Below are 13,221 nucleotides of genomic sequence, written 5' to 3'. Positions count from 1 at the left end.
ACAATCATGGTACCCAGCTTTCATGCGACTACAATTTGTGCTGTAAGACATAACGGACAGGCAGCTATAGCAGGTGATGGTCAGGTTACATTCGGAGAGAGTGTAATTATGAAGACGACGGCTAGAAAAGTTCGTCGCTTATACCGGGGACAAGTAATAGCGGGGTTTGCAGGTTCTGTGGCGGATGCGATCACCTTGTTCGAAAAATTTGAAGGCAAGCTGGAGGAGCATCATGGAAACCTGCAGCGCGCAGCCGTAGAATTAGCGAAAGACTGGCGTCAAGATCGTATTCTTCGAAAACTTGAGGCATTGATGATTGTTATGGACAAGGAAGGCATGCTATTGATCTCCGGAAACGGTGAAATTATCGAGCCGGATGATGATGTGCTTGCTATTGGTTCAGGTGGTAATTTTGCACTTGCTTCCGGTCGTGCGCTTAAACGTCATGCTCCAGCACTTGCTGCTGCGGATATAGCTCGAGAGGCTCTTCAGATTGCATCTGAAATATGTGTGTACACTAACTCCAATATTATTGTTGAGCAATTATAGGCTCAGTGCCATAGAGACAAGGAGGAATTCACGATGGTGAATCAATCGCTAACACCCCGTCAAATTGTAGCCGAATTGGATAAATATATTGTAGGTCAGAAACAAGCTAAGAAATCGGTAGCTGTCGCGCTTCGTAATCGTTATCGGCGCAGTCTACTCGCTGAGGAACTGCGTGATGAAGTTGTTCCTAAGAACATCTTGATGATCGGACCTACTGGTGTAGGGAAAACCGAGATTGCCCGGCGTCTTGCTAAGCTTGTTAATGCTCCGTTCATCAAGGTGGAGGCAACCAAATTCACAGAGGTGGGTTATGTAGGGCGAGATGTGGAGTCTATGGTACGTGATCTGGTAGAGACCTCTATTCGTATGGTGAAGCTAGAACGTACGGAAAAGGTCAAGGACCGTGCAGAAGAACTGGCTAACGAGCGGATTGTCTCTATTTTAGTGCCTTCGTCTTCAAAAAATAAATCTCAGAAGAATCCTTTTGAGATGATTTTTGGCGGGAACTCTTCGCAAGAGGATTCTAAAGAAGATTCCGAACCGGATGGAAGCTTAAGTGAACGCCGTCGCGGGGTTAGATTTAAGCTGCTAGCTGGTCAATTGGAAGACGATATCATTGAAATAGACGTTGAGGATACAGCGCCATCTATGCTGGATATGTTTGCAGGGCAAGGGAACGACCAGATGGGGATGAATATGCAAGAAATGTTTGGTAGTTTACTTCCGAAGCGGACGAAGAAGCGCAAGCTTCCTATCCGTGAGGCTCGTAAAGTACTGATTCAGGATGAAGCGACCAAACTGATTGATATGGACGATGTTATTCAGGAATCTGTGACACGCGCTGAACAATCGGGTATTATTTTTATCGATGAGATTGATAAGGTTGCAAGTCAAGGCAAGGGTTCCGGTCCCGATGTATCACGTGAGGGTGTGCAAAGAGATATTCTTCCAATTGTAGAGGGTTCTACAATCATGACAAAATACGGTCCTGTAAAGACGGATTATGTGCTCTTCATGGCTGCCGGGGCATTTCATGTTGCTAAACCTTCTGATTTGATTCCTGAGCTTCAGGGTCGTTTTCCGATCCGCGTAGAACTGAGCAGTCTGACGCTGGAGGATTTTGTATCCATTTTAACAGAGCCAGAGAATGCTTTGACAAAACAATATGTTAATTTGTTAAAGACTGAGGACATTGAAGTGGAGTTCCAGAAGGATGCTATTTATGAAATCGCCAAAATAGCGGCTTCAGTGAACCAAAATATGGAGAACATAGGTGCTCGGCGACTTCATACCATTTTGGAGAAGTTATTAGAGGATTTATCGTTTGAAGCACCAGAGTTGACTTTGGACACAATGGTAATTACACCTGAGTATGTGCGTGAGAAATTGGCAAGTATTGCACAGGATCGTGATTTAAGTCAGTATATTCTCTAAAGCGACAAAATTTATTCATTGGAATTTGGGCATAAGGAATTAGAAAATTACAATATAGTGTCAGTTATAGGGAAAAAAATGTAAAAATATGCAATTAAAAAGATATTATTGAATGAAAAAAGGAATAAAATAGCAATAAAGTGCTTAAAGCCCTGTCTTTTTTTAAAAGATAGGGCTTATTTCTTATTGTAATAATATACAAATTAAATGAAAATCAATGTATGTGAAAATACTAATAAGTTATACTTTGCGACAAGGTTCGACGTGAAAGCTGATAAATAGAGGACTTTTATACTTTATTTGTCGAAATTAAGCAGGTTTTTTGAGGAAAGTTGTGGAATTCATTTCATTATGATAGCTTTGAAAGGAGGAATTATCTTGGGATTGCTGAATAGTGTCAGTTTTCAACGATTGCAGGGAGGCATTGATGCTGCCTATAAACGACAAAATGTTCTAGCAAATAACGTGGCTAACGAAGATACGCCAAATTTCAAACGTTCTGATGTTTCATTCGAAAGTTTCCTTCAGCAACAGGAAAGTGGAATAAAACCTACACTTAACGCGAAGGTAACGGACTCCCGACATTTTCAATTTGGTACCAACACCATTGTACCGGCTGCTGTCGTTAGTACGGATGAGACTACCTCTATGAATAATAACGAGAACAATGTGGATGTAGAACGAGAAATGGCGTTAAGCGCTGAGAACCAACTCAGGTATAGTTCTTATGTCGAACAGATTAACAGTCAGATTTCGATGATGCGAGCTGTAATTCAAGGAGGATAAGATTGCATGAACTTTGGGAGTAGTTTTGGAATAAGTGCATCAGCGTTAACAGCTCAACGATTACGGATGGACGTAATCTCCTCCAACGTGGCCAATGCGGAAACTACCAGAGCATCGGTGGTTGATGGCAAAGCCGTTCCTTACCGGCGTAAGCTTGTTGTTATGGAGGCTACAGAAAGTAATAAGTTCTCGAATATACTAAATTCGAAAATGAACGGTAGTAGCAGTGAAGGCGTAAAGGTTCAATCCATTATAGAAGATGATTCTCCGTTAAAGCCGGTATACAATCCAAGTCATCCTGATGCGGATGCCGAAGGTTATGTTTATATGCCAAATGTGGATATTACCAAAGAAATGGTAGATATGTTATCTGCATCACGTTCATATGAAGCCAATGTAACGATGCTGAATGCATCTAAAGCTATGGTAAGTAAAGCGCTAGAAATTGGTCGCTAAACGTAATTCACAAGGAACGCTTCCAAAGTGAGTTTTGTACGAAGTGAATTTAGGAAGCATAGGCTTACAAAACTTTTAGGAGGGAAACAGTTGATACAGAATATCACTAATGGAGTTCAAGCTGTACAGCAGCTTGCCATGAAACCAACATCTACCGAAGCTTCGTCCACTCCTGCTAATTCTATGGAGAGCTTTGGTTCTTATCTTGAGAATGCACTCAATCAAGTAGCAGATCAGGAACAACAAGCAAAGGATATGAGTAATAAATTTGTATTGGGAGAAGTGAATATAGACGAAGTAATGATTTCTTCCCAACAGGCTTTACTGAGTTTGCAGTTGACTACACAAGTCCGGAACAAAGTGATTGAAGCCTATCAAGAAATTATGAGAACTCAAATTTAATTAAATCCTAGCTTAGTTCCGGATGGGGTGACACTGTGAATGAAAGATTTGCCCAATATCGGGAGAAGGTTACCCTGTATTGGAACAGATTTAGTGGTAAACAGAAGATTTTATTCTTTTCAACATTGTTTATCATTCTAATAATAATCGTAGTATTAACCATGCAGCTTTCAAAGACAGAATATGAAGTGGCGTTTCAAGATTTGGACAGCACAGATTCAGCGGGAGTAATGAACTACTTGGATACAGCAGGTGTTTCATACCGATTAAGCCAAGATGGAAAGAGCATCTCAGTGCCAAGCACAGAAGCGGCTCGAATAAAGGTGGATATCGGTTCTCAGGGGATTGTTCAGGGGGGCTCTATCGGTTATAAGGTCTTTAATGAAAATTCGTCAATGATAGGAACGACAGATAGTGAGTTTAATGTGAAGTATAATAATGCATTAAACGGTGAAGTAGAACAGCTAATGAGACGCATGCAAGGAATTAAGGATGCTAAAGTACTGATTAATCTGCCTAAAGAGACAGTATTTGCATCTCAGGCGGATCAAGAACAAGCATCTGCATCCGTTGTGCTTTCATTTAATCCGGGATTCAGACCCAGTCAAGATAATATCGATGGGTATTTCAACCTTGTAAAGACTGCGGTTCCAAATCTACCAATTGATAACATTACGATTGCTAATAATGAAGTTGAGTTAATGCCAACGGCCAAAGGTGGACAAGCAGGAGTTTCTAACCAGGTCGAAGAGAACTTCGCTCTACAGAAGAAATTCGAAGAAGAAGTCAAGAAAGATGTGAAACAATTCCTTAGCACTCTTACGGGTCCAGATAAAGTTGATGTACTTGTATTTTCGAAGCTGAACTTTGACAAGGAAAACCGGAAGGAAAATCTTGTAACCCCTGTGGATACAGAGAACATGAAGGGGATTGAGATCAGTTCACAAATTATCAGTAATTCGTATTCGGGTCAGGGAAATACAACTGGCGGAGTGGCAGGCACTGGTTCACAAGATGTAACGGGCTACCCTTCACAAGCCGGCACGGATACTTCTACTTCAGAGGAATCTTCTGAGACGAGGAACTATGAAGTTAACCGAATTACAAAGGATGTTATTGCTAGTCCCTTTACTGTAAAAGATTTAACCATAAATGTTGCGGTTGAACCACCTACAGGACAAAATACTTTGGATGCTGCTACATCGGCAGCGATTCAAAACATTTTGGTAAATATTGTTCGTGCTTCTCTTGCAGATTCAGGTACTACATATACAGACGCTGATTTAACCAAAAAGGTTTCGGTGTATTCTCAACAATTTGGTGGTAATGCTGCTAATACCGCACCAGGTGGTCTTGCCACATGGATGTTATGGGCTATCGGAGCAGCTGCATTACTGGTTGGAGCAGGTGGAGGATATCTAATCTATCGGAGTCGTAAGAAGACTGTGGAAGAGGAAGATGAAGACATTCCATTGCAGGTTCCTACCGAATTTCCATCTATTAATTTGGAAAGTGTGACGAATGACAGTCAAGTTCGTAAGCAATTGGAAAGTTTGGCGAAGAAGAAGCCAGACGAATTCGTGAATTTGCTGCGTACATGGCTTGCAGACGAACAGAGGTGAACTAATGGCAAAGGCTAGTCAGCAGGGGCTTAGTGGTCGTCAAAAGGCCGCGATCCTGCTTATCACACTAGGGCCCGAGGTATCGGCGCAAATATTCAAACATTTAAGAGACGAGGAGATTGAACAACTCACTCTTGAAATCGCCAATGTCCGTAAAGTGGACAGCAGTGAGAAAGAGTCAATCATGTCTGAGTTTCATCAGATATGCCTCGCTCAGGAATATATTTCACAAGGCGGTATTAACTACGCCAAAGAGATTTTGGAGAAAGCACTTGGCTCAGCAAAAGCGATGGAGGTCATTAACCGTCTAACTGCAACTTTACAGGTAAGACCCTTCGATTTTGCACGCAAAGCTGATCCAAATCAGATCTTGAACTTTATCCAGAATGAGAATGTTCAGACTATCGCACTTGTATTGTCTTATCTGCAATTCGAACAAGCAGCAGCCATTCTCTCCTCGTTACCTCAAGAGAAGCAGGCAGAGGTAGCTAGAAGAATTGCTGTAATGGACAGCACCTCTCCAGAGGTCATTACACAAATTGAACGAGTGCTGGAGCAGAAGCTTTCTGCTACTGTAACTCAGGATTATACAAATGCTGGCGGTATCGAATCAATCGTACAAATCTTGAATGGAGTTGACCGGGGGACAGAGCGCACAATTCTGGATTCTCTCGAAATTCAAGATCCAGAGCTCGCCGAGGAAATCAAGAAGCGGATGTTCGTATTCGAGGATATCGTCAATGTGGACAATCGTTCGATTCAGCGTATTATTCGTGATATTGATAATGCGGACCTGCAGCTTGCCCTTAAGGTTGCAAGCGAAGAAGTACGAGATGTCATTTTCCGGAATATGTCCAAACGTATGGCAGAGACATTCCGAGAAGAAATGGAGTACATGGGCCCGGTGCGGTTGCGTGATGTAGAAGAAGCACAAACGCGCATTGTAGGTACGATTCGCAGACTCGAAGAGTCTGGAGAAATTATCATCGCTCGTGGCGGAGGAGATGACATCATTGTCTAAGCTGATTAAGCATTCTCAGTATGTTCCAGTTGATGTACTGAAAAGATTGGAGCAGGCCCGGCACTATGCGGGCCTAACTGAGGAGCCCGTTCCAGAGGAGGCTGTAAGCGAGACTCACTATCATGATCCCGCTCGTGAAGAGGCAGAAGTAGCACGTAAGCAAATGCTTAAAGACGCCCAAGAATTTGCTGAAGAGCAGGTTCGAAATGCCTCTCTAGAAGCGGAACAGATTGTTGAATCCTCAAAAGCGGAGGCTGAAGAGTGGTGGAAGAAGCGGCGTGAGCAGGATGAACATCTGGTAGAGGCTGTCAAAGCCGAGGCTTATCAGCTAGGGTATCAGGAGGGTGTCTCTCAAGCTGAACAAGAGATGAAGCTCAAGGTTGCAGCGATGATGGATGAAGCACGTGCTGTTTTAGCTGAGGCATATAAGGCAAGAGATGTCATTATTCAGGAAGCTGAACCTTTCTTAGTAGAGTTAAGCTGTGATATTGCCGAGAAAATTGTGGACAAGCAGTTAACGGTAGAGCCGCAGTTTGCAATGGATTTGATTCGGAAGAATCTGGCTCGTAAACGTGAACAGGGGTTGATCTCGCTGTGCGTATCACCTGCGCAGTTCGCTTTCGTAAACGCAGCAAGGGAAGAACTGTCATTAGCGGTTGACTCACAGGCTGAATTACAGATCTTGCCTGACTCGACTGTGAAAGATCAAGGTTGTGTAATCCGCTCTTCCTTTGGCAGCATAGATGCCCGAATTGATACTCAGCTTACAGAAATCAAGAAAGAGCTGGTTAGAATCGCGCTGGACACCGATGAGCAGAGAAATGGGGAAGAAGATGCTTGATAGTAACCGTTATAAGGAGCAACTTCGTAATCTCGATCCGGTGAGGATCAATGGGAAAGTGACGCAGGTTATCGGTCTTATGGTTGAATCGGAAGGACCTGATGCTAGCATTGGAGATGTCTGCTACATCTATCCTTCTAAAGGAAATAAGCCGCTGCAAGCTGAAGTCGTTGGTTTCCGTGACAACAAGGTGCTATTAATGCCACTTGGAGAACTGCAAGCTATTGGACCTGGCTGTGATGTAGTGGGTACTGGCAAGCCGCTTAGTGTGCAAGTGGGTTCAGAATTGTTGGGCAAGGTACTGGATGGACTTGGACAACCGCTTGATGGTTCTCTAATCCCAGCTCGAATGCCACATAGTTCTACCTTTAACATTCCGTCCAATCCACTCAATAGACCACGAGTCCAAGAACCTATTAGCATCGGAGTAAGAGCGATAGATGGCTTGCTAACGATCGGTAAAGGTCAGCGGGTGGGGATTTTCGCTGGTTCAGGGGTCGGCAAAAGTACGCTCATGGGAATGATTGCGCGTAATACATCGGCAGACGTAAATGTTATCGCTTTGATAGGAGAACGTGGCAGGGAAGTGCTGGATTTTATAGAACGCGATCTGGGACCTGAGGGTTTGCAGCGGTCAGTCGTTATCGTTGCTACATCTGATCAGCCTGCATTAATTCGAATTAAGGGAGCTCTTATTGCTACAACGATTGCTGAGTATTTTCGGGATCGAGGACTTAATGTGATGCTGATGATGGATTCGGTGACTAGGTATGCTATGGCTCAACGTGAAGTTGGACTTGCAGTAGGGGAACCGCCAGCTATGAGGGGTTACACACCATCGGTGTTTGCAAGCTTGCCCAAACTACTAGAACGTGCTGGAACTGGACCTACGGGGTCTATAACAGCCTTTTACACTGTACTGGTTGATGGCGATGACATGAATGAACCGATCGCTGATGCTGTTAGAGGGATACTCGATGGTCATATCGTCCTTAATCGAAGTATTGCGAACAAAGGACATTTTCCAGCAATAGATGTGCTTTCCAGCATTAGTCGTGTAATGAAGGATATTGCGCCAGAAGAACAGATCGCTGCAGCAGAGAATGTGAAGCGACTAATGGCTGTATACAAGGATTCAGAGGATTTAATTAATATCGGAGCGTATCAAAGAGGCTCGAATGCTCAAATCGATGAGTCGATGGAGTATATAGACAGTATATGGGAATTCACCAAACAAAGGGTGAATGAAAAAGTTACGCTGGCTGAAGTTCAACAGTCTTTAATTTCACACTTCTCGAGGAGTTGATTCAGTATTATGAGATTTCATTATACTTTTCAAAAAGTCGTTGACTTGAAGGGCAATGAGAAGACACAGGCAGAATGGATGCTCTCAAGCGCGCTTGGAGAATTGCAGGCACAAGAAAGAAGCCTGGATGAACTCACCTTTCAGCGGAGCGCTATCATGTTATCCTTACAAAATGCCGCAGAACAAAAGACACCTATGGCGAAGATTCGTGAAATGCAAGAGTATGTAGAATACCTGGATATATGCATTGCCCGTAAGCATACGGACATTAGAAGTGCACATCAGGAAGTCTTGAAGAAGCAAGACCAGTTAAGCACAAAGGTATTAGACGAAAAAGTATGGTTAAAGGCAAAAGATAAGGCTGAGACACAGTTTCAGCAAAGTATGATTTTACGGGAACAAAACGAACTGGATGAGATGGCAACCGTCCGCTTCGCGATGAAATCCCTCTAACCCGGGAGGTTTCCGCTAGTGGCTAACAATGATATGGAACTTGAAAATGAAGGGTCAGCGGGGAAATTTGAGCGGTTCTTATTTTTAATGATACCGATTATCTTCACGCTAGTACTGCTTGGAGTACTGTTGACGCTTTTTAATATGGACATTCGTAATAATGTGCTTGAGGTTGCGAATAAAATTCCTATCCTGGAAAAATGGGTTCCTGATCCGCCTGGAGATCCTTCTAAACCGAAGGAAGAAAGCAAAAAGCAGGAAGTGAGCTCAGCGACTACGATTAAGGAGCTTAAAGCTCAGCTCGCCCAACAGGAAGAGAACCTGAAGAAGGTTACAGATGAAAAAACAGCCCAGGATACCAAGGTTCAGGCGCTAGAGTCGCAGATCGATGGAATGAAGACAGAAGCTGCTGCAGCAGCTGAGGTAAACGCGGGGGAAACAGAAGACCCATATCAAAAGCAGGTTGCTGATCTGGCAAAGCTCTACGCGGGTATGAAAGCTTCCAAAGCTGCGCCGATTATGGAAAATTTGACTACAGAAGAAATGGTGCAAATATTCAGCGTAATGAATAAAGCAAGTAAGACTGCGATTCTGGAAAAAATGGATCCTCAAAAAGCGGCCGATGTCACGATTAAGTTGAAAGAAACAACCTCTTCGAGTGATATGGCTATTGCCGCTCTTCAATCTAGATTGAAAAAAGAAGCAGGCACTGCTCCAACGACTAAAACTAGTACAAATCTGGATAAGGAAAAGTTGAACCAAACCTTTAGTTCAATGACGCCTGCCAATGCAGCTTCTCTACTAGGAGAAATGTACAAGATTAGTCCTGATAAAGTAGTAACGATTATGAATACCGTAAGTGATAGTGTTCGTTCTTCGATTTTGGGGGAAATGACTAAAAATGATAGTGCACAAACTGCGAAGATTGTTAATCGTTTGATGGGCGCTAAATAAATATTGAAAGGAGGTGAAAATAACATGAGTTTAGTTGTTCAATCGCTTGTGAGTGCAAATACAACTGCTGCAAGTGGTAGCTCATCAACATCTACTGGAACATCAACTGCTGTACCTTTCGCTCAGACATTAGTGCAAACAATGGGAGGAACTACAGCGAACAACACAACGGTGCCCACTGATCCTTTACTGGGAAACATAGCCTCTTTATTGCAAGGTCTTCTAAAGGAAGTTCAAACGACTGGAGAAGATCAAGGGGGACAAGATACTCAGAATTCTGATCTCATCGAGAAGCTTACTGCTGATGTTGAAAATCTGGATGATACCATCCATAGCGATCCTGCTATTTTGGTAGCTTTGCAAGCTTGGCTACTTCAGGTCTCTGCTCTTCTATCAGGAAGTCAAGCGACAGAGGGCGATGCTGCATCAGAGACGGAGTCGGCAGGAAGTTTGTCACCGTTAGCACAGAATGCAGATACGCTGAGGTTTGCTGTTCAAGATGATTTGCAGAGTTTAGTTACTATGATTCAGGAAGCTGCAGTAAGTGGTAACGATGAAGTTGCAAGTAAGGGAGTAAGTCTGTTAAATAACTTCACGGCACTGCTAGAACAGACCTCGGCTAACAGTAATAAGGGTAAGGGGAAGGTCTCCAGTTTGAATGATAGTTCTGGTGTATCTGTACAACAACCTATTGTATCTGAAAGCAACGGTAAAACAGTGGACAAGACCATTCAAAATCTAAGTAACCGTGCTGTAGAAGCTGCTGTAAGTAAGAATGAGGGAGTCCTAACTTCGACTGTGACCTCAGGGACTATTCAAGATTCTGAAGCAGAGCCTGCGAATACTCCAGTGATGAAGAGCAGTACAGCCGGAGAAACGAAGCTGGTCGAATCAGCACAAGACTCCACATCAGGGACTACCACCATTGAAGGGGATCATGAGGTTGTAACTGCCGGTCAACTAGCTCTTCGGGGAGGGATTACAGCTCCACTGAAGGCTGAGGTTCCAGTAGCACCTGTACCCGTTCATCAATTTGCACAGGAAATGACTGGTTTTATTACAGGTAAATTGGAGATTGTGCAAAAAGGCGGAGTAGCTGAGGCTACGATATCACTCTTTCCAGATAATCTCGGACAAGTAGATGTTAAGATTACTATGCAAAACGGCCATCTGGTTGCTCAGTTTATGACTGAACATTCTGGAGCAAAGGATATGTTGGAACAGCAAATGAACCAGCTTCGAGCGGCATTGCAGTCCCAGGGCCTCCAAGTAGAAAAGTTGGAAGTCACACAAAATAATACCCCTCTCAATTCACAATGGGGCCAAGAAGGACGCCAACCGGGTTCTGGAAGTGGCCAGCAGGGAAGACGCTCCAAAGAAAGTCGAGAGGAAGCTAATGATGCCCTTCTAGCCGCAGAGCTAAATGGTGAATGGAAAGATTGGGTTTCAAACGCAGGGCAAGAGAATGAGTCTCAAGGCAATTCATTTTCTGCCAAAGCTTAAAATTATCACAAGTGAAAGAGAGGTGAACGGTTATGACAACAACTCCTCCGGTTTCTACCAAAGACCAGTGGAATTATACAACTCCTGAATCTACTACAACTACAGGGAATTCTGTCTTGGGTAAGGATCAGTTTTTGAAAATATTGATCACCCAGCTGCAGAATCAAGATCCGATGCAGCCGATGCAAGATAAAGAATTTATTGCTCAAATGGCACAGTTTACATCTGTTGAGCAGCTGATGAATATCTCGACACAGCTTACATCCATGAATCAGTCTCTTGGCTCAGTATCCGGCTTGATTGGTAAAGATATCACATGGACGGATACCGCCACAAATCTACCTAAGACAGGGAATGTTGAATCAATCGTTGTCAGCAAGGGGATTCAATATGCGGTTGTGGGGAAAGACAGAATTGCTTTAACCGATATTACACAAATTCAGAATCCCTCAACAACAGAGAATGGTTCTGGCACAGATAGTAATACTCCGGAGAATAACGGAGGAAGCGGGGAGACAGTATGAGTGACAGGCTAACTATTGGCCAAATGTATCCTGCGTCCCTTCATTCCGCCACATTACAGCGATCTTCATTACCGAAGCAGACTGTGACTGGAGAAGCAACCTTTGAGAGTGTTCTGCAACAAAAGCTTCTAAAATTCAGCAATCATGCCGCTAAGCGACTTGAACAAAGAGGAATTGAGCTTGGAAGCAGACAACTGGATGAGATTTCTTCTGCTGTAGATAAAGCTGCTGCCAAAGGCAGTAAAGAATCCTTGATATTAATGAAGGACTTGGCATTTATCGTAAGTGTTCCAAATCGCACGGTTGTAACAGCTATGGATGGAAATTCGATAAAAGATAATGTATTTACACAAATAGACAGTGCCATTGTGATTTCATAAACGGCTGGTCCTAACGGAAAGCCGAGGTGGCCGCTGACCGACTGACGCGGTCCCAATCCACTTAGTAAGTTATTAGGACTCTATAATCTGGGAGGACAACAAACATGTTAAGATCTATGTATTCAGGGGTTTCAGGGATGAGAGGCTTTCAGACTAAGCTCGATGTAATCGGTAATAACATTGCCAATGTCAATACAATTGGCTTTAAATCCGGACGCGTTATGTTTAAGGACATTATGAGTCAAACGGTTTCTGGAGTAACAGCTCCAAGTGATGATGGCGCTGGTGGTGTGAATGCTAAACAAGTCGGACTGGGTGTAAGCATCGCTTCTATTGATACACTCCATTTGGCTGGTAGTGCTCAAACTACTAATAATCCGACAGATTTGCGTATTGACGGCGATGGTTTTTTCCTAGTGAAGCTATCAGAAGACCAAGAAACACCATTCTTGACTCGTGCAGGAGATTTCCACATTGATGCTGCGCGTAACCTTGTTACTTCTGACGGATTACATGTGCTAGATTCCGGAGGTGGACTGATTCAACTGGGTGATGATGTAACAGCATTCTCCATTTCCAATGATGGAACAATTGTTCAGACTATGGCAGATGGAACGACTGAAGCAGGTGTACAGATTGGAGTAGCCAAGGTTACTAATCCATCTGGTCTAGAGAAAATCGGTGGTAATCTGTACCGTATGACGCTTAATGCGAATGCAGAAGGCGAACTTGTACCGACTACAGCGAATAATACAGAAGATGGTACTGGGTCGATCATATCTGGTCAACTCGAAATGTCCAATGTGGATCTTACGAATGAATTTACAGAAATGATCGTATCGCAACGTGGATTCCAGGCGAACTCTCGTATCATTACGACTTCTGATGAAGTGCTGCAGGAAGTAGTTAACCTGAAGCGTTAATTTTATCAATAATTTAATATTTAATTAATGGTTAACGCGAAGTCGTGGGGGAGATACTCCTCCCCCT

Annotated in this window: 15 protein-coding genes; all 15 read left to right on the top strand. The window is 43.4% G+C overall.

Annotation, left to right across the window (positions count from 1 at the left end; all coding sequences use genetic code 11):
* The first annotated feature begins 6 nt into the window (after positions 1 to 6).
* The 15 genes from hslV (at position 7) to flgG (ending at position 13,154) form a co-directional block, all read left to right on the top strand.
* Positions 7 to 549, top strand: coding sequence for an ATP-dependent protease subunit HslV (hslV, locus tag ACDZ28_RS27380; RefSeq protein WP_042128945.1), 543 nt, complete (start codon positions 7 to 9; stop codon positions 547 to 549).
* 33 nt (positions 550 to 582) lie between these two features.
* A complete protein-coding gene (hslU, locus tag ACDZ28_RS27375) occupies positions 583 to 1,983 on the top strand; it encodes an ATP-dependent protease ATPase subunit HslU (protein ID WP_042128943.1) in 1,401 nt (466 codons plus the stop codon).
* A gap of 378 nt (positions 1,984 to 2,361) precedes the next feature.
* Positions 2,362 to 2,769: a flagellar basal body rod protein FlgB gene (flgB, locus tag ACDZ28_RS27370; RefSeq protein ID WP_042128942.1), complete on the top strand. Its 408-nt coding sequence runs from the start codon at positions 2,362 to 2,364 to the stop codon at positions 2,767 to 2,769.
* Between the two features lie 6 nt (positions 2,770 to 2,775).
* A complete protein-coding gene (gene flgC / locus ACDZ28_RS27365) occupies positions 2,776 to 3,225 on the top strand; it encodes a flagellar basal body rod protein FlgC (protein WP_042128940.1) in 450 nt (149 codons plus the stop codon).
* Between the two features lie 90 nt (positions 3,226 to 3,315).
* On the top strand, positions 3,316 to 3,627 hold the full coding sequence (gene fliE, locus ACDZ28_RS27360; protein WP_339287152.1) for a flagellar hook-basal body complex protein FliE: 312 nt from the start codon (positions 3,316 to 3,318) through the stop codon (positions 3,625 to 3,627).
* Between the two features lie 35 nt (positions 3,628 to 3,662).
* A complete protein-coding gene (fliF, locus tag ACDZ28_RS27355; RefSeq protein ID WP_042128936.1) occupies positions 3,663 to 5,249 on the top strand; it encodes a flagellar basal-body MS-ring/collar protein FliF in 1,587 nt (528 codons plus the stop codon).
* A gap of 4 nt (positions 5,250 to 5,253) precedes the next feature.
* On the top strand, positions 5,254 to 6,270 hold the full coding sequence (fliG, locus tag ACDZ28_RS27350; RefSeq protein ID WP_042128934.1) for a flagellar motor switch protein FliG: 1,017 nt from the start codon (positions 5,254 to 5,256) through the stop codon (positions 6,268 to 6,270).
* Positions 6,263 to 7,111, top strand: coding sequence for a FliH/SctL family protein (locus ACDZ28_RS27345; protein ID WP_375103299.1), 849 nt, complete (start codon positions 6,263 to 6,265; stop codon positions 7,109 to 7,111). Before fliG ends, ACDZ28_RS27345 begins: the two co-directional genes overlap by 8 nt.
* Entirely contained in the window at positions 7,080 to 8,417 is a 1,338-nt protein-coding gene (gene fliI / locus ACDZ28_RS27340) for a flagellar protein export ATPase FliI (protein WP_279306853.1), read from the top strand. The genes ACDZ28_RS27345 and fliI overlap by 32 nt, the downstream gene beginning before the upstream one ends.
* Before the next feature lie 9 nt (positions 8,418 to 8,426).
* Positions 8,427 to 8,870 (top strand): flagellar export protein FliJ, encoded by a 444-nt coding sequence (gene fliJ, locus ACDZ28_RS27335; protein WP_042128929.1) that lies wholly within the window; start codon positions 8,427 to 8,429, stop codon positions 8,868 to 8,870.
* Between the two features lie 18 nt (positions 8,871 to 8,888).
* Positions 8,889 to 9,824 carry a MotE family protein gene (locus ACDZ28_RS27330; RefSeq protein WP_375103298.1) on the top strand — a complete coding sequence of 312 codons (936 nt, stop codon included), beginning with the start codon at positions 8,889 to 8,891 and terminating at the stop codon, positions 9,822 to 9,824.
* A 24-nt stretch (positions 9,825 to 9,848) separates the two neighbouring features.
* Positions 9,849 to 11,327, top strand: a complete 1,479-nt coding sequence (locus ACDZ28_RS27325; protein ID WP_375103297.1) for a flagellar hook-length control protein FliK — start codon at positions 9,849 to 9,851, stop codon at positions 11,325 to 11,327.
* Between the two features lie 32 nt (positions 11,328 to 11,359).
* Positions 11,360 to 11,851, top strand: a complete 492-nt coding sequence (locus ACDZ28_RS27320) for a flagellar hook capping FlgD N-terminal domain-containing protein (RefSeq protein WP_375103296.1) — start codon at positions 11,360 to 11,362, stop codon at positions 11,849 to 11,851.
* On the top strand, positions 11,848 to 12,231 hold the full coding sequence (locus ACDZ28_RS27315) for a TIGR02530 family flagellar biosynthesis protein (RefSeq protein WP_375103295.1): 384 nt from the start codon (positions 11,848 to 11,850) through the stop codon (positions 12,229 to 12,231). Before ACDZ28_RS27320 ends, ACDZ28_RS27315 begins: the two co-directional genes overlap by 4 nt.
* A gap of 104 nt (positions 12,232 to 12,335) precedes the next feature.
* Positions 12,336 to 13,154 carry a flagellar basal body rod protein FlgG gene (gene flgG / locus ACDZ28_RS27310; protein ID WP_042128925.1) on the top strand — a complete coding sequence of 273 codons (819 nt, stop codon included), beginning with the start codon at positions 12,336 to 12,338 and terminating at the stop codon, positions 13,152 to 13,154.
* Positions 13,155 to 13,221 lie beyond the last annotated feature (67 nt).

The sequence above is a fragment of the Paenibacillus sp. RS8 genome (genome assembly GCF_041956825.1).
Lineage (GTDB): Bacteria > Bacillota > Bacilli > Paenibacillales > Paenibacillaceae > Paenibacillus_AQ.
This window is presented reverse-complemented; position numbering and strand designations above follow the sequence as displayed.